Source organism: Variovorax sp. UC74_104 (assembly GCF_044055375.1).
GTDB lineage: Bacteria > Pseudomonadota > Gammaproteobacteria > Burkholderiales > Burkholderiaceae_C > Variovorax.
In genome coordinates this window covers 207,532-229,599 of record NZ_CP171978.1, presented here as the reverse complement: position 1 = coordinate 229,599, position 22,068 = coordinate 207,532, and the positions used below count along the sequence as shown (strand labels likewise).

At 69.0% G+C, this 22,068-nt stretch carries 19 protein-coding genes and 1 pseudogene; 6 read left to right on the top strand and 14 right to left on the bottom strand.

Translation table 11 applies throughout. The annotated features are described in order from the left end of the window. Window positions 1–14: 14 nt before the first annotated feature. The 8 genes from ACHMXA_RS01130 to ACHMXA_RS01095 form a co-directional block, all read right to left on the bottom strand. Complete coding sequence (locus ACHMXA_RS01130) at window positions 15–1,010, bottom strand: Bug family tripartite tricarboxylate transporter substrate binding protein (protein WP_395317785.1); 996 nt, start codon at window positions 1,008–1,010, stop codon at window positions 15–17. 140 nt (window positions 1,011–1,150) lie between these two features. Then, complete coding sequence (locus tag ACHMXA_RS01125; RefSeq protein ID WP_395317783.1) at window positions 1,151–2,164, bottom strand: Bug family tripartite tricarboxylate transporter substrate binding protein; 1,014 nt, start codon at window positions 2,162–2,164, stop codon at window positions 1,151–1,153. Window positions 2,165–2,302: 138 nt separating this feature from the next. Further along, window positions 2,303–3,820 carry an AMP nucleosidase gene (locus ACHMXA_RS01120; protein ID WP_395317781.1) on the bottom strand — a complete coding sequence of 506 codons (1,518 nt, stop codon included), beginning with the start codon at window positions 3,818–3,820 and terminating at the stop codon, window positions 2,303–2,305. 51 nt (window positions 3,821–3,871) lie between these two features. Next, entirely contained in the window at window positions 3,872–4,426 is a 555-nt protein-coding gene (locus tag ACHMXA_RS01115; RefSeq protein ID WP_395317779.1) for a TIGR00725 family protein, read from the bottom strand. Next, on the bottom strand, window positions 4,374–5,198 hold the full coding sequence (locus tag ACHMXA_RS01110; protein ID WP_395317777.1) for an ABC transporter permease: 825 nt from the start codon (window positions 5,196–5,198) through the stop codon (window positions 4,374–4,376). The genes ACHMXA_RS01115 and ACHMXA_RS01110 overlap by 53 nt, the downstream gene beginning before the upstream one ends. A 6-nt stretch (window positions 5,199–5,204) precedes the next feature. Then, window positions 5,205–6,284: an extracellular solute-binding protein gene (locus ACHMXA_RS01105; protein WP_395317775.1), complete on the bottom strand. Its 1,080-nt coding sequence runs from the start codon at window positions 6,282–6,284 to the stop codon at window positions 5,205–5,207. Window positions 6,285–6,306: 22 nt separating this feature from the next. After that, window positions 6,307–7,335, bottom strand: a complete 1,029-nt coding sequence (locus ACHMXA_RS01100; RefSeq protein WP_395317773.1) for an ABC transporter ATP-binding protein — start codon at window positions 7,333–7,335, stop codon at window positions 6,307–6,309. A 19-nt stretch (window positions 7,336–7,354) separates the two neighbouring features. Further along, window positions 7,355–8,140 carry an ABC transporter permease gene (locus ACHMXA_RS01095; RefSeq protein WP_395317771.1) on the bottom strand — a complete coding sequence of 262 codons (786 nt, stop codon included), beginning with the start codon at window positions 8,138–8,140 and terminating at the stop codon, window positions 7,355–7,357. Window positions 8,141–8,306: 166 nt separating this feature from the next. Here ACHMXA_RS01095 and ACHMXA_RS01090 point away from each other — a divergent pair, with 166 nt between their 5' ends. After that, window positions 8,307–9,221, top strand: coding sequence for a LysR substrate-binding domain-containing protein (locus ACHMXA_RS01090; protein WP_395317769.1), 915 nt, complete (start codon window positions 8,307–8,309; stop codon window positions 9,219–9,221). A 55-nt stretch (window positions 9,222–9,276) separates the two neighbouring features. Next, window positions 9,277–10,182 (top strand): ketopantoate reductase family protein, encoded by a 906-nt coding sequence (locus tag ACHMXA_RS01085; RefSeq protein ID WP_395317767.1) that lies wholly within the window; start codon window positions 9,277–9,279, stop codon window positions 10,180–10,182. Between the two features lie 111 nt (window positions 10,183–10,293). Here ACHMXA_RS01085 and gorA read toward each other — a convergent pair whose 3' ends face one another. Further along, window positions 10,294–11,670 carry a glutathione-disulfide reductase gene (gene gorA, locus ACHMXA_RS01080; protein WP_395317765.1) on the bottom strand — a complete coding sequence of 459 codons (1,377 nt, stop codon included), beginning with the start codon at window positions 11,668–11,670 and terminating at the stop codon, window positions 10,294–10,296. A 167-nt stretch (window positions 11,671–11,837) separates the two neighbouring features. Between gorA and ACHMXA_RS01075 the strand changes: the two genes are divergently transcribed. Continuing rightward, complete coding sequence (locus ACHMXA_RS01075; protein WP_395317763.1) at window positions 11,838–12,146, top strand: zinc ribbon domain-containing protein; 309 nt, start codon at window positions 11,838–11,840, stop codon at window positions 12,144–12,146. Window positions 12,147–12,156: 10 nt separating this feature from the next. Here the strand turns inward: ACHMXA_RS01075 and ACHMXA_RS01070 are convergent, their stop codons facing one another. Further along, the gene (locus tag ACHMXA_RS01070; RefSeq protein WP_395317761.1) at window positions 12,157–14,049 is read right to left on the bottom strand and encodes a DUF6600 domain-containing protein; all 1,893 of its coding nucleotides are present in this window, start codon (window positions 14,047–14,049) and stop codon (window positions 12,157–12,159) included. Window positions 14,050–14,189: 140 nt separating this feature from the next. On the opposite strand from ACHMXA_RS01070, the pseudogene ACHMXA_RS01065 reads away from it, so the two are divergent. Then, a pseudogene (locus ACHMXA_RS01065) lies at window positions 14,190–16,257 on the top strand (PEP/pyruvate-binding domain-containing protein). Between the two features lie 30 nt (window positions 16,258–16,287). Here ACHMXA_RS01065 and ACHMXA_RS01060 read toward each other — a convergent pair. From ACHMXA_RS01060 to ACHMXA_RS01050, 3 genes are all read right to left on the bottom strand, one after another. Next, window positions 16,288–18,252, bottom strand: coding sequence for a TRAP transporter large permease subunit (locus tag ACHMXA_RS01060; protein WP_395317759.1), 1,965 nt, complete (start codon window positions 18,250–18,252; stop codon window positions 16,288–16,290). Further along, window positions 18,249–18,869, bottom strand: a complete 621-nt coding sequence (locus ACHMXA_RS01055; protein ID WP_395317757.1) for a TRAP transporter small permease subunit — start codon at window positions 18,867–18,869, stop codon at window positions 18,249–18,251. Before ACHMXA_RS01055 ends, ACHMXA_RS01060 begins: the two co-directional genes overlap by 4 nt. 107 nt (window positions 18,870–18,976) lie before the next feature. Next, window positions 18,977–20,092, bottom strand: a complete 1,116-nt coding sequence (locus tag ACHMXA_RS01050) for a TRAP transporter substrate-binding protein (protein WP_395317755.1) — start codon at window positions 20,090–20,092, stop codon at window positions 18,977–18,979. A 177-nt stretch (window positions 20,093–20,269) separates the two neighbouring features. Here ACHMXA_RS01050 and ACHMXA_RS01045 point away from each other — a divergent pair, with 177 nt between their 5' ends. Continuing rightward, entirely contained in the window at window positions 20,270–20,680 is a 411-nt protein-coding gene (locus ACHMXA_RS01045) for a rhodanese-like domain-containing protein (RefSeq protein ID WP_395317753.1), read from the top strand. A 19-nt stretch (window positions 20,681–20,699) separates the two neighbouring features. On the opposite strand, the gene ACHMXA_RS01040 is transcribed toward ACHMXA_RS01045, so the two are convergent. Further along, a complete protein-coding gene (locus ACHMXA_RS01040; protein ID WP_176665023.1) occupies window positions 20,700–20,972 on the bottom strand; it encodes a DUF4242 domain-containing protein in 273 nt (90 codons plus the stop codon). Window positions 20,973–21,110: 138 nt separating this feature from the next. Between ACHMXA_RS01040 and ACHMXA_RS01035 the strand changes: the two genes are divergently transcribed. After that, window positions 21,111–22,064, top strand: a complete 954-nt coding sequence (locus tag ACHMXA_RS01035) for an AraC family transcriptional regulator (protein WP_176665022.1) — start codon at window positions 21,111–21,113, stop codon at window positions 22,062–22,064. Window positions 22,065–22,068 lie beyond the last annotated feature (4 nt).

Genomic DNA, 22,068 nt, shown 5'->3' with positions numbered 1-22,068 from the left:
TGAGGACTCCGGGTTCAAGCCTTGAGCTTGAGCAGATAAATGAGGGGCCCAGCCATCGCCGTATCGAGATCGAGAAAACTCTCGAAGTCCTTCCCCGCCATCCAGTACGAGTCCCAGTTGTTGCGCTTGATGGTCTTCTGCCAGACCTCGGCCGTGGTGGCACGGCGCACCGCCTCGAGCAGCACGGCGCGGCGCTCGGCCGTGACCTTCTTGCCGGTGAGCACGCCGCGCCAGTTGGCGAGGTCGGCGTCCACGCCCTGTTCGCGCACCGACGGAATGCCCTGGAAGGGGCGCTTGGCCGACACGCCGATGGCGCGCAGCTTGCCGCTGGCGAGCTGTTCGCTGAATTCGCTGTAGCCCGAGATGCCGGCGGCGGCCTTGCCCGATTCGAGCGCCTCCACCACCTGCGCGCCGCCCGGGTGCGGCTGGTAGACCAGCGCGCCGGCGTTGCCGGCCACGCGTGCCAGCATGCCGGCGTACATGTGGTCCACGCCGCCTGCGGAGCCGCCCGCGATGACTATCTTCGCGGCATCGGCGCGCAGTTGCGCGATCAGGTCCTTCGGTGTCTTGATCGGCGAGTCGGCCTTCACGGCCACCACCTCGTAGTCGCTCGTGAGGCGCGCCACCGGCGCGACCTGCGCGAGGGTGATGGCGGGCTTCTGCAGCGCGACCGCGCCGACCATGACCATGCCGCTCATCAGCAGCGTGTCGGGGTCGGCGTCGTACTTCTCGACGTATTTCGCGAGGCCGATGGTGCCGCCCTTGCCGCCGAGGTTCTCGTAGGCCACGTCGCCCACCGCGCCGGAGGCGACCATGGCGGCGCCGAGGGCGCGGCCGGTCTGGTCCCAGCCGCCGCCTTCATTGGCGGGAATGAAGATGCGCAGCTTCGGAATCAGCTGCGGCTCGGCCGCACGGGACACAGCGGGCCAGAGCGAAGCGGGCACCGCGCCTGCCGCGGCGGCCGATGCAAAGAGTGCGGCAAAACCGCGACGAGAGAGGTCGGTTGGCATGGAATGCGTCATTTTGTTTCAATCTCCCCGTAAAAGTAACGGGATGATGGACGAAAACCATGTCAAAAGCCGGTGTCGCCTGATCGGGGAAAACCCGAACAAACGACCAGGCGGCCCGGTCCTGCCAGGGCCCGGAACGCTCAGGCTTTCAGCTTCAGCAGGTAGATCAGCGGGCCGGCCATCGCCGTGTCGGTCTCGAGGAAGCTCTCGAACTCCTTGCCCTCCAGCCAGAACGGGTCCCAGTTGTTCTGCTTGATGGCTTTCTGCCACGTGTCGGTGGCGGTGGCGCGCTTCACCACGGTCAACAGCGCCGCCTTGCGGTACGGCGGCACCTTGCGGCCGGTGAGCACGCCGCGCCAGTTCGCGAGGTCGGCTTCCACGCCCTGCTCGCGCACCGAGGCGATGCCCTGGAACGGCCGCTTCGACGACACGCCGATGGCCCGCAGCTTGCCGCTGGCCAGGCTCTCCGCGAACTCGCTGTAGCCGGAGATGCCCGCGGCGGCCTTGCCGCTTTCCAGCGCCTCGACCACCTCCGCGCCGCCGGGGTGCGCCTGGTAGACCAGCGACTGCGAGGCCTCTGCCACGCGCGCCAGCATGCCGGCGTACATGTGGTCGACGCCGCCGGCCGAGCCGCCCGCGATGACGGTGTTGGCCGCGTCCGCGTGCAGTTGCGCGATCAGGTCCTTCGGCGTCTTGATGGGGGAATCGGCCTTCACCGCGATCACCTCGTAGTCGCTGGTGAGGCGGGCGATCGGCGCCATGTTGGCCATGGTGACCGTGGGCTTCTGCAGCGCGACCGCGCCGACCATGACCATGCCGCTCATCAGCAGCGTGTCGGGGTCGGCGTCGTATTTCTCGACGTACTTCGCAAGCCCGATCGTGCCGCCCTTGCCGCCGACGTTTTCATACACCACGCTGCCGACCGCGCCCGATGCCAGCATGGCGGCACCCAGCGCACGGCCGGTCTGGTCCCAGCCTCCGCCCTCGTTGGCGGGAATCACGATGCGCAGCCTGTTGCTCAGCGGCGCATCGGCCGCGTGGGCCGCGCGCGGCCACAGGGCGGCCTGCCCCCCGCCGACTGCCGCGGCCGAGGCCGCGATCCATGCAGAGAAACTGCGACGGGAGATGGAGGAAACGGAGCGCGACTGGGTCATCTTCTTTCCGGTTGTCGTGGGATAGACCGGATGATGTCCGCGAAAAGCGCCATTCCCGCGCGGCTTCAGGCAGGACAAACCCTGAGGCCCGCGCCCTCGCCGGCCCCTGCTGGAGCCATTCTTCTTAGGGGAATGCCATTACTGGAACGCCACTTCGGCGAAGCTGCGCAGCTTGCGGCTGTGCAGCCGCGACGAGCCTTCCTCGCGCAGGATGTCGATGGCCCGCATGCCGATGCGCAGATGCTGCTCCACCCGCTCGCGGTAGAAGTGGTTGGCCATGCCGGGCAGCTTGATCTCGCCGTGCAGCGGCTTGTCGCTCACGCACAGCAGGGTGCCGTAGGGCACGCGGAAGCGGAAGCCGTTGGCCGCGATGGTCGCGCTTTCCATGTCGAGTGCCACCGCGCGGCTCTGGCTGAAGCGGCGCTGCGGCTGGTTGCCCGGCAGCAGCTCCCAGTTGCGGTTGTCGGTGCTGGCCACCGTGCCGGTGCGCATGATCTTCTTCAGGTCGGGGCCCTCGTAGCGCGTGACGTCGGCCACGGCTTTTTCCAGCGCGAGCTGGATCTCCGACAGCGCCGGAATCGGCACCCACAGCGGCAGCTCCTCGTCGAGCACGTGGTCCTCGCGCACGTAGGCGTGGGCCAGCACGTAGTCGCCGAGCTGCTGCGTGTTGCGCAGGCCGGCGCAGTGGCCGAGCATCATCCAGGCGTGCGGGCGCAGCACCGCGATGTGGTCGGTGATGGTCTTGGCGTTGGCCGGGCCGACGCCGATGTTGACCATGGTGGTGCCGCTGCAGTCCTCGCGCACCAGGTGGTAGGCCGGCATCTGCGGCAGGCGCGGCGGCGCGGTGCCCTGGCTGCCGTCGAGCAGGTGGCCGTAGGTGGCGCTCGAGCCGGCGGGCAGGCCGCGTCGGCGCGTGACCACGTTGCCGGGCTCGATGAAGGCGACGTACTCGCTGTTCTCGTCGGCCATGGCCTCGTGGCCCAGGCGCACGAACTCGTCGATGTAGAACTGGTAGTTGGTGAACAGCACGAAGTTCTGGAACCACTCCGGCGCCGTGCCCGAGTAGTGGCGCAGGCGGTGCAGCGAGTAGTCCACCCGCGCCGCGGTGAACAGCGACAGCGGCTGAGCCTCGCCGTCGCGCGCCTCGAAGGTGCCGTTGGCGATGCCGTCGTCCATCACGCCCAGGTCGGGCAGGTCGAATACGTCGCGCATGAGGGCGCGGCGCTCGGCGCTCATGGTGCCTTCGATGTGGTCGTTCTCGGCGAAGGAGAAGTGGATCGGGATCGGCTGCGTGCTCGTGCCCACCTCGAGCTCGACCTGGTGGTTTTCCAGCAGCAGGCGGAACTGGTCGAGGTAGTAGCGCGCGAACAGGTCGGGGCGCGTGAGCGTGGTCTCGTAGCGGCCGGGGCCGGCGACGAAGCCGTAGCTCAGCCCGGCGTTGGCCGGCGGCGTGTGGCGCGAGACGGTGTGGGTGTGGACCCGCACGAAGGGGTAGCAGGCCCGCACCCGCCCCGGCAGTTCCTCGCCGCCGACGAAGCGCAGCATCGATTCGCGCAAGTGGGCCAGGCCGCCGTTGTAGATGGACTTGACCTGTTCGAGCGCTGCGGCGGCGTCGGTGAAGCGGGCGGGGGCGACGAATGTGGGCATGTAGGGCATGCCGGCATTGTGCAATGCGGCTGCCCGGTCAGTCAGTGATCGGGTTGGGGGTCAGTCGTCCAGGAGGCAGGCCAGCACCTTCGCCAGCATCTCGCTCACGTCCGAGACCTGCACCGCCCCCGGCAGCGCCACGTCGCCATGCATCACGAACACCGGCTTGCCCCACTTGAGCCCCAGTGCCATCTCGGACAGCGTTCCCATGTTGCCGCCGATGGCGACCAGGCACACGCCGCTGCGCGCGACGATGCCGTTGCGCATCTCGCCCATGCCGGTGGGAATGGCCACGCTGAGCCATTCGTTGGCGTTGCGGTCGTCGTCCTCGGGCAGGATGCCCACGGCGATGCCGCCGGCTTCCGCGGCGCCGCGCGAGGCCGCCGCCATCACGCCGCCGCGGCCGCCGCAGACCACGGCCATGCCCGCGCCGGCCAGCGCGTGCGCCACCGCATAAGCGGCTTCGCATTCGGCCGCACCGCCGTCGCCGGGGCCGATGATGGCCACCGGCTGGCGGTGGCGCTGCGCCCCCCGCTGCTTCTGCGCGAGGCGCGCCAGCGCCTCAGTGACCGGCACCGGCAGCGCCACCGCGCTCGCGCCTTCGCGTAAAGACATCGCCCACTCCCATCACGATCACACACACAACCATCAGCACCAGCGACAGGGCCGCCGCCACCGCGAAATCGGAACCGCCGTCGCCCACCTGCGCCAGCAGCATCAGCGGCAGGATGTTGAGCTGCGTGCCCACCAGCGCCAGCGCCGTGCCGTAGGTGCCCATCGCGATCGCGGCCACCATGCAGGCGTTCGACAGCACCGAGGGCATCACCTCGGGCACCACCGTGTCCCAGAAGGCGCGCGCTTTCGACGCACCCAGCGTGCGCGCTGCCTGCACCGGGCGCAGGTCGAGGTTGGCGAACACCGGGTATAGCGACAGCGCCACGCGCGGAATCAGGTAATAGGCATACGCAAAACCCAGGCCCGACACGCTGTAGATCCAGCTGCCGATGGCCGCCGGGTCCGCCCCCAAGCCCGCGAGCAGCTGCGTCACGAAGCCGGCGCGGCCGAAGGCCAGGATGAAGCCGTAGGCGATCACCAGACCCGAAAAGGCCAGCGGCAGGCCCAGCAGCGTCATCATCCAGCGCCGCCGGCCCTCGGGCTGGCGTGCGAGCTCGATCGCGATGCATGTGCCCACCAGCGCCGACATGGCACCCGCCGCGAGCCCGAGCGCCAGCGTGTTGCGCAACGCGCCGAAGAAGAGCGCGTTGCCGAACAGCCGGCCGAAGGCGCTGCCGCCCTCGCCGAAGGCCTCGGGCAGCAGCGCCGCCAGCGGCACCGCGAAGAACAGCGCCATGAAGGCCCACGCGGGCCAGGCGCCAAAGCGTCGCATGGCTGCCTACTTGCCCAGTGCGGCTTGCGCCCAGAGCTTGTCGACCTCGGCCTTGCGCTCCGAGGCCTTCACCACGTCGAGCGGCTTGATCTGCGGTGCGGCCGGCATCTTGGCGGCCACGTCGGCGGCCAGCGGCGTGCCCGGCACGGCGGGGCGCACGAAGCCCTGCGCGAAGAGCGACTGGCCGGCCTCGCTCATGATGAAGTTGAGCCACAGCTTGCCGGCGTTCGGGTTCGGGCCGTTCTTCACGAGGCTGATGGCATAGGGAGCGGCCACGCTGGCTTCCTTGGGGATCACGACTTCCACCGCGTCGCCCATGCCGTCGACGTGCTTGGCCTTCAGGCCGTCGTTCTCGTAGCTGATCCACACCGGGATCTCGCCCTTCAGGAACTTGGCATACGGCGTGGTGCCTTCCACGCGCAGCACGTTGCCGGCCGCATGCAGCTTGCCGAGGTAGTCGGTGCCGGGCTGCACGTTGTCGACGCTGCCGCCGTTGGCGTAGGCCGCCGCGAAGGTCAGCACCTGGCCGATGCCGGTGGAGCGCGGGTCGAGGTACACCACCGTGTTCTTGAACTCGGGCTTGAGCAGGTCGGCCCAGCCGGTGGGTATGTTCTTCACCAGCTTCTTGTTGACCAGGAAGGCGATGTTGAGCGTGTGGATGGTGAACCAGCGGCCTTCGGCCTCGCGGAACACGGCCGGAAGCTTGTCGAAGTTGACGGGCTTGAAGGGCGCGACCACGTCCTTCTTCGCGGCGTCGACGGCGGAGGCGGCGAAGTAGTAGGCGGTATCGGCCTGCGGGCGGCGCCTGGTCTTCTCGAGCGAGACCACGGTGGCGGCGGAGCCGATGTCGTTGTAGGTCAGCTCGATCTCGGGATAGCGCTTCTTGAAGTCGCGGAACAGCGACTTCCAGTTGGCCCATTCGGGGCCGGTGTCGAAGGAGACGCACAGGCCTTCCTTCTGCGCTTCGGCGTACAGCGCCTTCTCGCCCGCGTAGAGCTCGGGGCCGTCGAAGGCGAATGCGGTGCGAGCCGCGAGAGAGGCCAGCGGCAGTGCGCCGGCGGCCTGGATCAGATGTCTGCGTTGCATGGTGGCTCCTTGGAGGATGGGTTCAGTGGTCCAGTAAACGGAGGTGTTCCGGAGCGATGGCGATGGCCTCTGCCGCCGGCATCGCCGATTCGGCGAGGAAGGGCTTGCCCGCGCCCGGCACTTCGAAGTCGTAGCGCGTGAGTGCGCCCAGGTAGCGCTGGGCGCCCGTGCGTCCTGCGAGCCGGTTCACGGCGTCGGCGGCCGGGTCGGGCCGGACGTGCTCGGGCCGCACCAGCACCTGCACTTCGGTGCCGAAAGGGCGTTGACCGGTGTCGGCGAAGAGCTCGGCGAAACCCATGTCCAGGCGGCCGGGCGCGGCCACCTTCGCGGACAGGATCGTCGAGAGACCGACGAACTCGGCCACCGCGCGGCTCGCGGGGTTCTCGTAGATGTCGCGCGGCGTGGCGATCTGCAGCAGCCGGCCGTCCTTGAGCATCGCCACGCGGTCGGCCATGGCCAGCGCTTCCTCCTGGTCGTGCGTGACCAGCAGCGTCGTGGCGTTGAAGCGCTGCTGGATGGCGCGGATCTGGTCGCGCAGGTGGCCGCGCACGCTGGCGTCGAGCGCCGAGAGCGGCTCGTCGAGCAGCAGGGCACGCGGGTCGATGGCCAGCGCACGGGCCAGCGCCACGCGCTGCTGCTGCCCGCCCGAGAGCTGCGCCACGGCGCGCCGCGAGAATTCGCCCAGCCCCACGATGTCGAGCAGCTCCTGCGCGCGGCGGTGCCGCTCGGCTGTTGCCACCTTGCGCAGCTTGAGGCCGTAGGCCACGTTGTCGAGCACGCTCAGGTGCGGAAAGAGCGCGTAGCTCTGGAACACCATGCCGATGTGGCGCTGGTGCACCGGCGTGCGCGACATGTCCTCGCCGTCGAGCGCGATGCGGCCGGTGTGGCCCGTCTCCAGGCCCGACACCAGCTTCAGCAGCGTCGACTTGCCCGAGCCGCTGGGGCCGATCACCGCGACCAGCTCGCCGGTGCGCACGTCCAGCGATACGTCGTGCAGCCCGTGCGTGCTGCCGGTGTAGTTGTAGCTGACCTTGTCGAGGAGGAGGCTCATGGCGTATCGGTTCTGCCGCTTATGCGCGTTGCTTCACGAGGGAGGAGGAAAGAAGCGCCGACGCGCTCGCCAGCACCAGCAGGATCACCGTGGCCGCGCAGGCGAAACCCGTCGCGCCGTAGAAGGCCTGCAGCAGCACCACCGGGTAGGTGCGGTTCTGGAAACTCGTGAGCAGGTTCGACACGCCGAACTCGCCCACCGAGATGGCCGCCACCATCACCAGCCCGCTGATCAGGCTCTGGCGCAGGCTGGGCAGCACGATGCCGGTGAACTGCTGCCAGCCCGAGGCGCCGAGCGTGGCGGCCGCCTGCTCCAGCCGGCCGAGGTCGAGGTGGCGCAGGTCGGTCAGCAGCGTGTTGGTGAGGTAGGGCAGCGTGAGGATCGCGTGCGCGGCGATCAGCAGCGGCATCGAGCCCAGCCAGGGCGCGAGGTCGGTGTTGAACACGATCATGTAGCCGAAGGCCAGCGTGATTGCCGGCACCGCCACCGGCGTGGCGCTCACGATGCGCGCCGCTAGGCTGCCGCCGCGCCGCGCGCCGTGATACAGCGCATAGGCCAGCGGAAGCGCCAGCACGGTGTTGATGGCGCAGGCCGAGAGCGCCACCACCAGGCTGCTGACGAAGGCCTTGCGGAAGGAGGTGTCGAGCCAGAGGTCGGCATACCACTGCCCGGTGATGCCAGTGGGCAGCAGCGTGTTGGTCCAGTTGCCGCCCACGCTGCCGACCAGCAGCAGCGCGATGGGCAGCAGCAGGTACAGGCCGTAGACGAGCGAGATGACGCGAACCAAGTTTGTCTCCAATGTCATGGACACCCGGCATACTTTCCGGATGCGCTACTGTTCGCGCCGGCCATGCCGCCGCGCCGCCTCGAATTCTAGGAACCGCATGCGTACTTATGGGTGAAAGTTGGATGACGACACTTGAGCAATCGGAAAGCGTTTTTCACGCAGCTTTCATGAAGCGAGGCCATGCATGAAGCGCGACTGCCCCACCATCCAGGAACTGCTGGCCTTCGACGCCGTGGCGCGCCACCAGAGCATCACGCTCGCGGCCGGGGCCCTGTGCATTACCGTGAGCGCGGTCAGCAAGCAGATCGCGGGGCTCGAGGCCTTCCTGGGCCGCGAGTTGCTGCAGAAGAACGGGCGCGGCGTGCAGCTCACGCCGCAGGGGCGCGTGTACTGGCAGAAGATCTCCGGCGGCCTGCGTGCCATCGAAACCGCAACTTTCGAGGCCCGTTCGGGCGACGCTGGCGCCGGCCTGCTCACGCTGGCGAGCGTGCCCACCTTCCTCACCAAGTGGCTCATTCCGCGCCTGCCCGCCTTCAGCCAGAAAAGCCGCCACGTGATGCTGAGCTTCAGCCGCCACCTAGAGCCCAGCGACGGCATTCCGGCCGGCGTGGACGCCGCCATCCGCTACGGCCCCGACGGCTGGCCCGGCGTGGTGTCCGAATACATCGCGGGGCGCGAGTTCGTGTTGATCGTGGCGCGCTCGCTGGTGGAAGGGCGCCACCGCATCGCGCAGCCAGCCGACATCGTCGGCCACACGCTGCTGCACCACGAGGGCGCCCCCACCGCCTGGCGCCTGTGGGCCGTGCAGCATGGCGTGCCCGAGGTGCAGACCGTGGCCGGGCCGCGCTTCGCCCAGTATTCGGCGCTGATCCAGGCGGCGCTCAACGGACTGGGCATCGGCCTGGTGCCGAAGCTGCTGGTGCAGGAGGAGCTTGCCGAAAGCGCGCTGCTGAGCCCCTGCGGCACGCCCGTGAGCGTGAACCAGGGACACTACCTCTGCTACCGGCCCGACCGCCTCGACCTGCCGGCCTTCGCGGCGTTCCGCGAATGGCTGCTCGACGAGGGGCTGAAGTCGCGCGGCGTGGAGATCGAGGCATGAAGCCGCCATCCTGGCCAGGCTCTCGCCCCGCATGGACAAGCAAGGAGACGAACCGATGAAAGTCGCAGTCATGGGAGCCGGCGCGGTCGGCTGTTACTACGGGGCGATGCTCGCGCGTGCCGGGCACGAGGTGGTGCTGATCGGCCGCCCCTCGCACGTGGAGGCCGTCGACGCCAGGGGCCTGCGCCTGGAGACCAGGGCCTTCGACGAGCACGTGCGCGTTGCCGCGAGCACCGATGCATCGGCCGTGCAGGGCGCCGACCTCGTGCTGTTCTGCGTGAAATCGACCGACAGCGAATCTGCGGCCGAACAGATCAAGCCGCATCTCGCCCCCGGCGCACTGGTGCTCACATTGCAGAACGGCGTGGACAACGACCAGCGCGTGCGCGCCGTGCTGCCGCCGTCGAACGAAGTCGCCGCGGCCGTCGTCTACGTCGCGACCGAGATGGCCGGCCCCGGCCACGTGAAGCACCACGGCCGCGGCGAGCTGGTGATCGCGCCCTCGGCCCGCAGCGAGGAAGTGGCGCGGCAGCTCGAGGCCGCCGGCGTGCCCACGCAAATATCGCCCAACGTGCGCGGATCGCTCTGGGCCAAGCTGATCCTCAACTGCGCCTACAACGCGCTCTCGGCCGTCACGCAGCTGCCCTACGGCGTGCTCGTAAACGGCACCGGCGTGGCCGACGTGATCCGCGACGTGGTGGCCGAATGCCTCGCCGTCGCGAAGGCCGAGGGCGTTGAAGTGGTGGGCGAAACCGACGCCGCCGTGCGCGCCATCGCGCAGACCATGCCGTCGCAGTACTCCTCGACCGCGCAGGACCTCGCGCGAGGCAAGCCCACCGAGATCGACCACCTCAACGGCCTCATCGTGCGCCGCGGCGAGGCGCTGTGCGTGCCCACGCCGGCGAACCGCGTGCTGTTCGTGATGGTGAAGTTGCTCGAGGGCAAGCAACGCCCGAGTTGACCCCTAGCTGGGGGGAACACCGCCGGAACCGGCTTTGCCGGGCCGCAGGTGTTGCCCCCGGTAGGGGGAAGGCGAAGCGACACGAAGTGCGCGAAGCCTGGGGGCGAGCCTTCATCCCGGCATCGGCTCGCGCATCGTCACGAACTCTTCGGCAGCCGTGGGGTGGATGCCCACCGTGCTGTCGAAGACCGCCTTCGTCGCGCCGGCACGCATTGCCACCGCGAAGCCCTGCACCACCTCGCCGGCATCGGCGCCCACCATGTGCAGGCCCACGACGCGGTCGGTGGCCTTGTCGACCACCAGCTTCATGAAGGTGCGCTCGCTGCGCCCCGACAGCGTGTGGCGCAGCGACTTGAACTCGCTCGAGAACACCGTCACCTCGCCGAATTTCGCGCGCGCGTCGAGCTCGGTGTAGCCGCAGGTGCCGATGTTCGGATGCGTGAACACGGCGGTGGGAATGAACTCGTAGTCGAGCCGGCGCTTGCCCTTGCCGAAGAGCTCGTCGACCACCACCATCGCCTCGGCCAGCGCCACCGGCGTGAGCTGCACGCGCGTGGAGACGTCGCCCACCGCGTAGATCGACGGCACCGAGCTGCGGTAGTGCGCATCGACCGCGATCGCGCCGCGCTCGTCGAGCGCCACGCCCGCCGCCTCCAGGCCCAGCCCCTGCGTGTTGGGCACGCGGCCGGTGGCGAAGAGCACGGTGTCGGCTTCGATCTGCTGTCCGCGCGCGAGCGTGACCGTGAAGCCACCGGTGCTGCCGTTATTGCCGGTGTGGCGTGTGACCGATGCGACATCGCAGTTCAGCCGCACGTCGACGCCGGCCTTGCCCATCTCGTTGGCCAGGAACTGCCGCACGTCGTCGTCGAAGCCGGTGAGCAGGTGCGCGCGGCGGTGCAGCTGCGTGACCTTGGCGCCCAGCCCGTTGAAGATCGATGCGAACTCGCAGGCGATGTAGCCGCCGCCCACCACCAGCAGGCGCTTGGGGAACGGGTCGAGGTCGAACATCGCGTCGGAGGTCACGACGTGCTCGCGGCCCTGGATGTCGGGCACGAAGGGCGTGCCGCCGGTGGCCACGAGCAGGTGGCGCGCGGTGTGGCGCTTGCCGTCGACCTCCACCGTATGCGGATCGATCAGCTGGGCCCATCCGGTGACGAGCGTGACGCCCGCGTTCTTCAGCAGCGAGGCGTAGATGCCGTTGAGCCGCGTGATCTCTTTCGCGCGCTGCGCCTTCAGGTGCGCCCAGTCGAACTGCGGCGCCTCGGGCAGCTTCCAGCCGTAGCCCGCGGCCTCCTCGAAGGATTCGGCATAGCCGGCCGCGTAGCTGTAGAGCTTCTTGGGAATGCAGCCCACGTTGACGCAGGTGCCGCCGAGCTCGGCGGCCTCGGCTAGGGCGACGCGGGCGCCGGTCTGCGCCGCCATGCGCGCGGCGCGAACGCCGCCGCTGCCGCCGCCGATGACGAAGAGATCGAAGTCGAATGTGGGCATGAAAGGCTTGCTCCTTGGCCGCCGACTGTAGCGGCCGGGGCGAAGCCGGCGCTTTCGTCGGGGCTTGCTTGACCCTGGAGCTGGTTCAGGGATTCCACTGTGCCCGGGCCCCAGTGGGAGTTCATCGCCGTCGGCGACGCTTCCACGGACAGCCTGTTTCCAGGGAGATGCACATGGGCATGTTTGAAAGACTTTTCGGAGGGCACGGCGGATCGCGGCACGGCGGCGGTGGAGGCCATCACGGCTCGCACGGCGGATACGGTTACGGCAGCAGCGCGCCGCCGGCGGGTGGTGGTGGCGCCAACAGCGCGTGCCCCGCATGCCGCGCAATCAACGGCCCGGGCGCGCGTTTCTGCCAGCAATGCGGCGGCTCGATGCAGCCGGCGGCCTGCAGGCAGTGCGGCACCGCGATGCAGGCCAGCGCGAAGTTCTGCGCGCAGTGCGGCCAGCCTTCGGAAGCCGCGCCGCGCGGCTGAAGCGCTACCGCTACTGGCGCGAGTCCGGCGAGGTCCACAGCCGGCGCGGATCGTCACCGCGCTGGCCGGGTTGCGGCTGCGGCTGGGGCGCCGCCGGCTGGATGCCGCGCTGCTGCTGCAGCGCGCGCAGCTGGGCCTGCTGCAAGGCTTGTTGTTGAGCCTGTGCCTGCTGCTGCATCTGCGCGGCACGCTGCTGCATCTCCTGCTGCTGACGAAGCTGCTGTTGCTGCGCCAATGCCTGCTGCTGGGCCGCGCGCATCTGCTGGAGCTGCATCTGCTGCGCTTGCTGCTGCTGGAGCAGCTGTTGTTGCTGCAAGGCCTGCGCCTGCGCGGCGCGCTGCTGCATTTCCTGCTGCTGGCGCAGCGCCTGTTGCTGCAACTGCTGTTGTTGCTGGTGCTGCCAGCGTTCCTGCTCGCCGCGCCGTTGCCATTCCTGCTGCGCGCGCCAGTCCTGCTGCTGGCGTGAATCCTGCTGCTGTCTCCAGCCTTGCTGGCGCTGCCATTCCATCTGCTGCTGTTGCTGCATCAGTTGCTGCTGCTGCGCCTGCTGGAGCTGGATCTGCTGCTGCCGCGCCACCAGCGCAGCGGCCGGGGGCGCCACCGCGGCGGGCCGGCCGAAGCCGCCGAAGGCGTTGACGGTGATGCCCGGCGTGGGCGCCACCGGGCCGCGCGAGAAGCGGTCGTCCGGCAACCGCATCAGGTCGCGCCGTCCGAAGGGGCCGCGGCCGAAACGGTCGGCGGGCACCACGGTCACCGCGCCCGGCATCTGCTGGTTGGCATAGAAGTCGCTGCGCAGCGCCTGGCGGTTGTAGATGGCCATGCGGTTGACCTGGTCCAGGTAGCGCTGGCTTGCGCGGTAGCCGGGGCGCCATTGTTCGCCCGGGGCCAGCGGGAACCAGCCGACGCCGCCGTTGCCGCCCGCGCTGCCTCCGCCGTTCACGAAGCCCACCAGTGCCGGCGAATACACGGGCCGCCCGTTCGGCCGACCGGGCACCCAGCCCCAGCGCGGGCCCACGCGCGCCCAGCGGCCGTAGTGGGAGGGCGCGAAGCCCCAGGGCGCGGCGTCGATCCAGGTCAGGCCCCAGGGCGCGACGTTGACCCACTGGCCGTCGCGGTAGGGCGCCCAGTCGGCATCGACATTGCGCGGGAACCACACGTCGCCGTAGGTCGGGTCGCTCTGCCAGTCGCCGTACGCGTCGAGCTGCTGGTAGCCGACCACGTCGCGCGACACGTAGCGCGCGGAGATCGACTGGTCCTCGATGCGGTTGCGCTCGGCCACCCATGCGTCGAAGCCGCCGCCCTGCTGCGGCGCGCCGCCCACGGCGGAAAGATCGCGGCCCGCCACCGTGAGCTGCTGGCGCGCGCCCAGCGACTGCGACTGCCCGTTCTCGCCATGGAGCGTGACCCGGCCCGAAGCCACCGCCACCCAGGTGGTGCCGGCGGCCGGATCGGCGGCGATGCGGTATTCGCCCGGCTCGTCGATCACTACCGCGAGGTTGCCGGTGTCGACCTCGAAGCGCTGGCCCGAGAGATCGTCGCGCACGCGCAGCTGCAGGTTGCCCTGGTTCGAGGTGATGCGCGCCGTGTCGTCGTCGAGCTCGGTGAATTCGACATGGGTCTGGCCGTCGAGCCGCAGCGCCGCGGAGCCGACGTGCAGCTCGGCGCGCGCATTGCGGTCGGTCCAGAGCCGGTCGCCGGTGGTGAGGGGGCGGTTGGGTTGCGCGTCGTACCAGCTGTCGGCGCCGGCGGGCGCGAAGCTCACCGTGCCCTGCTGGTAGTTGAGCCGCGCGATGCGGCCGGGCGGGTCCTGCTGCGCGCTGGCTGCGAAGGCCACGCACAGCAGCGCGATGCCGAGCAGCCATCGGCGTGGCGCGGCAAGCATGGAAGGGGCGGGTTGGTTCATGGCGTTGTTCTCTGATCCTCGGGACGTTGCGCAAGCACTGGAGTTGTAACGCGCGAGAATCCGCTGCCGCTGTCACCGCGCATCCCCTGCTTGGTGAAGCGCGCGTGCATTCGGCAACCGGCTGTAAGGAGGGACACCCCATGAAAAACCAGAACAACACACGGCCCACGGGCAAACCGCGCTTCAAAAACGGTAGCGCGATCGTTTTCTGCGTGGCTGCTGCAGCGGCAACACTGGCGGCCATGTCCGCCGACGCGCAGCTCGCGCGCAAGCCGTCGTACTACCAGCAACAGAACCAGCCACAGAATCAGCCGCCCGAAGGCCCCGCCGCGCAGCTCGTGCCGCGCCCCTCGGTGCCTTCGTCGCTGCCCGCGCTGCGCAGCCAGGGCGACTTCGACCAGCTCGCCCGCGTCTACGACGCCGGCACGCCGATGCAGCTCGCGCACGTGCTCTTCGTGGTCGACCGGCAGGCGAAGCCGCCGCGCATGTACTACATCGACACGCCGCGCTACCAGCTGCACGTGCGCTTCCTGCGCGACACGCGGCTCGCGCCCGGCGCCGGCAAGCGCGAGATCGACCGCAACTACCTCGTGCCCGACCGCCGCTTCCTGTTCGGCACGCTGAGCTGGCAGCAGAACATCGGCAGCTTCACCTACGAATTCTGGGAGGGCGACAAGCTCACCGCGCCGCTGCTGCGGCAGGCCGAGCAGCAGGTCAGGGCCAGCTTCTTCGGTCCGATGAAGTTCAAGACCAACTCCACGCTACACGAGCGCGTGGCGAAGGAAGCCGGCATCGACTTCGTGAGCCAGGAGGCGCTGATCCGCGAGCAGCCCTTCCTGCCGATGAACCTCGGCACCGCCACCGGCCGCGTACGTATCGTGGAGGATGAATCGGGCATCAACGCACTGCTGCCCGACGACATCGCCGTGCTGCGGCAGGTGCCCATCGGCCTGCCGCCGGTGGCGGCCGTGCTGACCGAGCGGCCCTCGACCGCGCTCTCGCACGTCAACCTGCTGGCCAAGGGCTGGGGCATTCCCAACGCCTACGTGCGCGACGCCGCCGGCGTGCTGAAGGAGCACGCCGGCCAGTGGGTGGCGCTGAAGGTGGCCAGCTCGGGCTACCAGGTGCGCAGGCTCACGGCGGAGGAGATCGCCGCTCTGCCGCCGCGTGCGGTGCGCACCGCCGCTGCCGGCGCTGCTGGCGCCGTGCCCGGCAGCGCGCGCGCCATCAAGCCGGATCTGCGCGAAAACCGGCTGCTTCCGCTGGCCTCGCTGCGCGCGCGCAACAGTGCGCAGTGCGGCGTGAAGGCAGCGAACCTCGGAGCGATGCAGGCCGCGCACATCCCGGGCACCTCGGTGCCCGACGGCTTCTGCATTCCCTTCGCACACTACGACCGCTTCATGCGCGCCAACGGCCTGGCCGACCGCATCGCGCGCATGCAGCAGCAGCCCGGCTTCGCGAGTGATCCGAAGGTGCGCCAGAAGGCGCTGGCGCAGCTGCGCGACGAGATCGTGCAATGGCCCGTCGATGCCGCCACTGCGGCCGGCTGGCGCGCCGCATGGCAGTCGCAGCTCGGAGGCGGCGGCGTGTTCGTGCGCAGCTCGTCCAATTCCGAGGACCTGCCCGGCTTCAGCGGAGCGGGGCTCTACACCACCGTGCCCAACGTCAAGACCGGCGACGCGCTCGAAGTGGCCGTGAAGAAGGTCTGGGCCTCGGTGTTCAACCCCGAGGCCTGGGAGGCCCGCACGGCGGCGGGCTTCGGCGCCGAATCGGTCCTCATGGGCGTGTTCGTGCAGACCGCCATCGACTCGACCAACGCCGGCGTGATGATCACCCGCGACCCCTTCGACGCCGGGCACCCGCACATCACCTACATCTCCGCCAAGCGCGGCATCGGCATCCGCGTGGTCGAGGGCCGCCGCGTGGCCGAGCAGGTGATGTACTCGAGCTGGTCCAAGGCCATCCAGGTGCTCAGCCGCTCGGCCGAAGACACCGCGCTGCAGCTCGACAAGGACGGCGGCGTGAAGGAAGTGCCGGTGGAAGCCGGCCGCAACGTGCTGACCGACGAGCTTGTGGTGCGGCTTGCCAACGTGGGCGCGGCGGTCAAGCGCACCTTCAACGGCGTCGATCAGGACATCGAGTGGGCGACGGTGGGGGGACAGGATCGTGCTGCTGCAGGCGCGGCCGTATGTGGAGAGGCGGCGCTGAAGCCGCCTCTCCCGGCCGGGCCTGCCGTGGCTACTTGTACAGCAGCTGCGGCAACCACAGCCCGATCTGCGGCCACATGTACAGCAGCACGATCGCCAGCACCTGGATGCCCATGAAGGGCAGCATGCCCAGGAAGATCTGGTTCAGCGTCACGTTCGGCGGGCTCACGCCCTTGAGGTAGAAGGCCGCCATCGCGACCGGTGGCGAGAGGAAGGCGGTCTGCAGGTTCAGCGCCACCAGCAGACCGAAGAACAGCGGGTCGACGCCGAAGTTGTCGAGCAGCGGGATGAAGATGGGCATGAAGATCACGATGATCTCGGTCCACTCCAGCGGCCAGCCCAGCAGGAAGATGATGACCTGGCTCAGGATCAGGAACTCCACCTTGGTGAGGTTCATGCCGAGCACCCATTCCTCCACCAGCGCCTGTCCACCGAGCAGCGCGAACGCGGCCGAGAAGATGGCCGAGCCGACGAAGAGCCAGCACACCATGGCCGATGTCTTGGCGGTGAGGAACACCGATTCCTTCAGCACCGCGAGGTTGAGCCGCCGGTAGGCGGCCGCCAGCAGCATGCCGCCGAGCGCGCCCATGGCGGCCGCTTCGGTGGGTGTGGCCAGGCCCAGCACGATCGAGCCCAGCACCGCGAGGATCAGCAGCACCAGCGGGAAGAACGACGCCAGCAGCATCTTGAAGATCTCGAGCCGCGCGAAGCTCAGGAACAGATAGAACAGCGTGACGATGGCGCCGAAGACGGCGAAGGTGACCCACCACCAGGTCGGCGCGGGCCGCTGCGTGGCGGCTTCGGTGGCGGCGGGGGCGGTGGGTTCAGCGGCTCCTGCTGCAGCGGGTGCCGCCGATGCGCCCGGCGGTTCCGCCAGCGAGCCCTGAGCCGACGCACCGGCCGGTGCCGCCGGCTGCGCATCTTCGCTGGGAGGTTCCTGGAGGCCGCCTTCCTGCGGCGGCTCCTGCAGCCCGCCTTCGACCGGAGGCTCCTGCAGGCCGCCGGACTCCGGCGTGCTGCTGCGCACCGCGCCGATCTCCTCGATCTCGTAGCGCGCCTGCGCTTCGACCGTGGTCACGGCCTTGTAGCTGAAGGCGGCCAGCAGCAGGAAGATCACGCCCGGCAGCGCGACGATGCCGAGCTGCTTCAGCACATGCGAGAAGGGCACGCCGGCGTTGCGGCGGCCTTTCAGCAGGCCGACCAGCGCATGCGCGGCCGGGCTGTCAGCGAGCCGCTGCGACAGCGGCGGCAGCGGCACGACGCGCTCGGCGTGCGGCAGCGGCGGCGCCCATTGCGGCTTGAGCCATGCGACGATGATCACGTACAGCACGTAGAGCGAGGCCAGCATCAGCCCCGGAAAGAACGCGCCAGCGTACAGCTGCACCACCGACACGCCCGCCGTCGCGCCGTACACGATCAGCAGCACCGAAGGCGGAATCAGGATGCCCAGGCAGCCGCCCGCCGTGATCGCCCCGGCCGCCAGCGGCACGCTGTAGCCCGCGCGCAGCATGGCCGGCAGCGCGAGCAGGCCCATCAGCGTGACCACCGCGCCCACGATGCCGGTGGCCGTCGCGAAGATGGTGCAGGTCACCAACGTCGCCACCGCCAGCGCGCCGGGCAGCCGCGCGAGCGCCAGGTGCAGGCTCCTGAAGAGCGACTCGATGAGGTTCGCGCGCTCCACCAGGTAGCCCATGAACACGAACAGCGGCACCGCGATGAGCACGTCGTTCGCCATGGTCTTGAAGGCCGATTGCACCATCAGGTCGAGCGTGCGGTGCCAGTCGCGGTCGTAGGCCAGCCAGGTGAAGAGCATGCCCATGCCCATCAGCGTGAACGCCGTGGGAAAGCCCAGCATGATGGCCACGACCACCAGCGACAGCATCAGCAGGCCGAGGTGGCCGTTGGTGATGGTGGGCGCGTTGGCCAGCACCGCCACGGCGCCGATCACGATCAGCGCCATGAACGAGAGGCCGAACCAGAGTTCGCGGCGGATCATCGCGCGGCCTCCTTCGAGACCACGACGCGGTCGAGCGCGGCGATGTCCTCGTCCTTCACGTGCACCATCTCCTTGAGCTTCTCGACGTCGACTTCCTCCACGTCCTGCTCGCGCGAGGGCCAGGCACCGTCACGGATGCAGCGCACGCAGCGGATGATCTCCACCAGCCCCTGCAGCAGCAGCGTGAAGCCCGCCAGCGGAATCACGAACTTGAACGGGTACAGCGGCAGCGGCTCGGCCGAGAATGTCTGCTCGCGGATGGCGAGCGACTCGCCCGCGTAGATCCATCCGGCCCATGTCAGCGCCACGATGCCGGGCAGGAAGAAGACGATGTAGAGCACCAGGTCCACCAGCGCCTGCGTGCGCGGGCGGAAGAAGCCGTAGAGCACGTCGCCGCGCACGTGGCCGTTCTTCGAGAGCGTGTAGGCGCCCGCGGTCATGAACATGGTGCCGTACAGCATGATCTGCGCGTCCAGCACCCAGGCGTGGGGCTTGTTGAGGGCATAGCGCGAGAACACCTCCCAGCTGATCAGCAGCGTGAGCAGCAGGGCGCACCAGGCGAAGGTCTTGCCGATCCATGTGGAGAACCGGTCGACCGCCAGCAGGAAAGATTGCATCGGAACGAACTCCTCGCCGCGTCATCCGTGTCTTGCGCGGCAGCTTGGGCGCAGGCATGAAAAGAGGGCACCGCCCGGGTGCCCTCGCGTCGCATCGATCCCTTGGCTCAGGTCTTCTTCGCCTGCCGTCCGAAGTAGTGGTTGTAGGCCATCTTGAAATCGACGGCGTAGTCGTTCTGCCACTGACCCGCGCGCTCGGCGAAGGCGCGCTGCGAGTCGAGCACCTTCTTGAACATCGCGTTCTCCGCCGACTTCTTCGCGATGGTCTTGTCCCACGATGCGAGCTGTGCGCGCAGCACCGCGTCGGGCGTCTTGTAGAACTTGATGCCGGCCTTCTTCAGCTCCTCGTAGTCCTTCGAGTTGCGGTCGATGGCCTTCCAGCTCATCTCGGCGCTCGCGGCCTGAGTGGCGTATTCGATGATCGACTTCAGTTCGGCCGGCAGCGCCTTGAGCTTGGCGCCGTTGAAGAGCACTTCGAACTGCTCGCCGCTCTGGTGGAAGCTCTGCAGCATGCAGTTCTTGGCCACGTCGGGAAAGCCCAGCACGCGGTCGCTCGAGGCGTTGTTGAACTCGGCCGCGTCGATCAGGCCGCGGTCCAGCGCGGGCACGATCTCGCCGCCGGGCAGCGGGTTCACGGCCGCGCCCATGTCGGTGAACACGTCCACCGCCAGGCCCACGGTGCGGAACTTCAGGCCCTTCATGTCCTCGGCCTTGGCCACCGGCTTCTTGAACCAGCCCAGCGGCTGCGTGGGCATGGGGCCGTAGAGGTACGAGACCACGTCGAGGTTAAGGCCCTTGTAGATCTCCTCCATCAGCGCCTTGCCGCCGCCGTAGGTGTGCCAGGCCAGCACCATGTTGGCGTCCATGCCGTAGCCTGGGCCGGAGCCCCACAGCGCGAGCGCCGAGTTCTTGCCGTACCAGTACGCGACCACGCCGTGGCCGCCGTCGAGCGTGCCCTTGGCCACCGCGTCGAGCAGCTGGAAGGCGGGCACCACCGAGCCGGCGGGCAGCACCTCGATCTTCAGGCGGCTGCCCGCCATGTCATTGACCTTCTTCGCGTAGTCCTGCGCGTACTCGTGGAAGATGTCCTTCGCGGGCCAGGTGCTCTGGAAGCGCAGGGTGGTGGTCTGGGCCATGCTGACCATCGGCACGGACATGGCGCCGGCGGCCACGGCCGCGCCCTTGAGCAGCCCGCGGCGGCGGGGCATCTTGCTGTCTGTCATTTGTCTCTCTCCAAACGGTTCTGAGTTGGGAAAACCCAGGCTGTCCGTCTTGGAGTTATGGTTCGACAGGCCCAAGGCGCCATCTTTGGCGCGCGGGAGCACTCAACAAACAGGGTTTTCACGAACCGGTGAAAAATTCCGGCCCATGAAAACCCGCATCCCAAGGACACGAGAGAAATGACCGAACCCGTCGAGAACAAGGGCTACGCCGGCGACGTGACGCCCGAGCAGGCCGCCCAATGGACCGCCAGCGGCGAGGCCGTGCTGGTCGACGTGCGCACCGACGCCGAGCGCGAATGGGTCGGCTACGTGCCCGGCGCCGTGCCGCTGGCATGGAAGCAATGGCCCGGCATGGCGCTGAACCCGGCCTTCGACGAGGGCATCCGTGCCGCGGCCGAAGGCGGCAGGAAGGTGGTGCTGCTGTGCCGCAGCGGCGTGCGCTCCATCGCAGCGGCCAAGCGCGCGACAGAACTGGGCGTGGAGGCCTACAACATCCTCGAAGGCTTCGAGGGCAACCCGGACGAGAACGGCCACCGCGGGCTGACCGGCGGCTGGCGCAAGCGCGGGTTGCCGTGGCGGCAGAACTGACGGGGAAGGGCCGATCGCCTCACTCGGCCGTGGCCGGGTCGATCACGCTGTAGACCCGGTCCACGCGATTGGCCGGGAAGCCGCCGAGCTCCGCGTGCCGGCGCACCAGTTCGGCGTCGGTGGCCTGGTAGACGCAGTAGACGCGGTCGTCCGTCACGTAGCTGTGGATCCACTGGATGTCCGTGCCCATGCTGCTGAGCACGCCGCAGGACTTCTGCGAGATGGCCTTCAGGTCCGACGGGGTGAGCTTGCCGGCGCCGGGGATGTCTCGCTCGATGACGAATTTGGGCATGGTGGTACTCCTGTCTGGCTGTCAGAATCGGTCGAAGGCGACCAGGACCTATGGTGCCGAGGCGAAGCCGCCGCGTCTTGCCCGCCTCGCCTGACTTATTGACCGAAACCCCGCCCTCGCTTGCCCCGGGAGGTGACCATGGATGTCTTGTCGGACGTGCTGCGGACCATCCGCCTGGAGGGCGCGCTGTTCCTGAACGGGGACATGCATGCACCCTGGTGTTTCAAGGTACCCAAGGGTACGGACATCGCGCAGCTGCTCAGGCCCGGCGCGCAGCGGCTGGCCATCTGCCACCTGGTGCTGCAGGGCGAATGCTGGGCGCAGGTCGACGGCGGCGAGCCGATCCGCGCGCATGCGGGCGAAGTGATCGCCGCGCTGCATGGTGACTCCCATGTGCTGGGCAGCGGCCTGCACCATGCGGCGGTGGACATGTCGCATGTGGTGAGCCCGCGGGCACCCGAGCTGGAGCGCGTGCGCTATGGCGGCGAGGGCGATCGCACCTTGCTGGTGTGCAGCTGGTTCGCGTACGAGGGCGACGCGCCCAATCCCGTCATGGCGAACATTCCGCGCCTGTTCACCACGCAGCTGCGAAGCAGGCCGGCGGGCCCGTGGATCGAGCAGTCGGTCAACTTCGTGCTGGGCGATGCGGCTTCACGATCGCCGGGATCGGAGATGGTCGCCGCCAAGGTGGCGGAGGTGCTGTTCGCCGAAGTGCTGCGCGGCTACATCGAATCCATGCCCGCCAACAACCCGGGCTGGCTGGCGGGCCTGCGAGACCCCCACGTGAGCCGCTGCCTGGCGCTGATGCATGCCGAGCCCGCGCGCAACTGGACGGTCGACGCGCTGGCGCACGAGACGCACACCTCGCGCAGCGTGCTGGCCGACCGCTTCGCCGAACTGGTGGGCGTGCCGCCCATGCACTACCTCGCGCGCTGGCGAATGATCCTGGCCGCAGGCATGCTGCGCAGGGACCAGTGCAACCTGGCGCGTATCGCCGAAGGCGTGGGCTACGAGTCGGAGGCGGCCTTCAACCGCGCGTTCAAGCGCGAGTACGGCGTGTCGCCAGGGGCCTGGCGGCACAACGGGGCCTGACCCC

Excerpts from the sequence above, each read along its gene's own strand:
- ACHMXA_RS01050 (WP_395317755.1), bottom strand. The coding sequence starts at position 20,092 with ATGACAGACAGCAAGATGCCCCGCCGCCGCGGGCTGCTCAAGGGCGCG.
- ACHMXA_RS01090 (WP_395317769.1), top strand. The coding sequence starts at position 8,307 with ATGAAGCGCGACTGCCCCACCATCCAGGAACTGCTGGCCTTCGACGCC.
- ACHMXA_RS01040 (WP_176665023.1), bottom strand. The coding sequence starts at position 20,972 with ATGCCCAAATTCGTCATCGAGCGAGACATCCCCGGCGCCGGCAAGCTC.
- ACHMXA_RS01115 (WP_395317779.1), bottom strand. The coding sequence starts at position 4,426 with ATGTCTTTACGCGAAGGCGCGAGCGCGGTGGCGCTGCCGGTGCCGGTC.
- ACHMXA_RS01120 (WP_395317781.1), bottom strand. The coding sequence starts at position 3,820 with ATGCCCTACATGCCCACATTCGTCGCCCCCGCCCGCTTCACCGACGCC.
- ACHMXA_RS01035 (WP_176665022.1), top strand. The coding sequence starts at position 21,111 with ATGGATGTCTTGTCGGACGTGCTGCGGACCATCCGCCTGGAGGGCGCG.
- ACHMXA_RS01060 (WP_395317759.1), bottom strand. The coding sequence starts at position 18,252 with ATGATCCGCCGCGAACTCTGGTTCGGCCTCTCGTTCATGGCGCTGATC.
- ACHMXA_RS01045 (WP_395317753.1), top strand. The coding sequence starts at position 20,270 with ATGACCGAACCCGTCGAGAACAAGGGCTACGCCGGCGACGTGACGCCC.
- gorA (WP_395317765.1), bottom strand. The coding sequence starts at position 11,670 with ATGCCCACATTCGACTTCGATCTCTTCGTCATCGGCGGCGGCAGCGGC.
- ACHMXA_RS01130 (WP_395317785.1), bottom strand. The coding sequence starts at position 1,010 with ATGCCAACCGACCTCTCTCGTCGCGGTTTTGCCGCACTCTTTGCATCG.
- ACHMXA_RS01085 (WP_395317767.1), top strand. The coding sequence starts at position 9,277 with ATGAAAGTCGCAGTCATGGGAGCCGGCGCGGTCGGCTGTTACTACGGG.
- ACHMXA_RS01125 (WP_395317783.1), bottom strand. The coding sequence starts at position 2,164 with ATGACCCAGTCGCGCTCCGTTTCCTCCATCTCCCGTCGCAGTTTCTCT.
- ACHMXA_RS01100 (WP_395317773.1), bottom strand. The coding sequence starts at position 7,335 with ATGAGCCTCCTCCTCGACAAGGTCAGCTACAACTACACCGGCAGCACG.
- ACHMXA_RS01075 (WP_395317763.1), top strand. The coding sequence starts at position 11,838 with ATGCACATGGGCATGTTTGAAAGACTTTTCGGAGGGCACGGCGGATCG.
- ACHMXA_RS01105 (WP_395317775.1), bottom strand. The coding sequence starts at position 6,284 with ATGCAACGCAGACATCTGATCCAGGCCGCCGGCGCACTGCCGCTGGCC.
- ACHMXA_RS01070 (WP_395317761.1), bottom strand. The coding sequence starts at position 14,049 with ATGAACCAACCCGCCCCTTCCATGCTTGCCGCGCCACGCCGATGGCTG.
- ACHMXA_RS01110 (WP_395317777.1), bottom strand. The coding sequence starts at position 5,198 with ATGCGACGCTTTGGCGCCTGGCCCGCGTGGGCCTTCATGGCGCTGTTC.
- ACHMXA_RS01095 (WP_395317771.1), bottom strand. The coding sequence starts at position 8,140 with ATGACATTGGAGACAAACTTGGTTCGCGTCATCTCGCTCGTCTACGGC.
- ACHMXA_RS01055 (WP_395317757.1), bottom strand. The coding sequence starts at position 18,869 with ATGCAATCTTTCCTGCTGGCGGTCGACCGGTTCTCCACATGGATCGGC.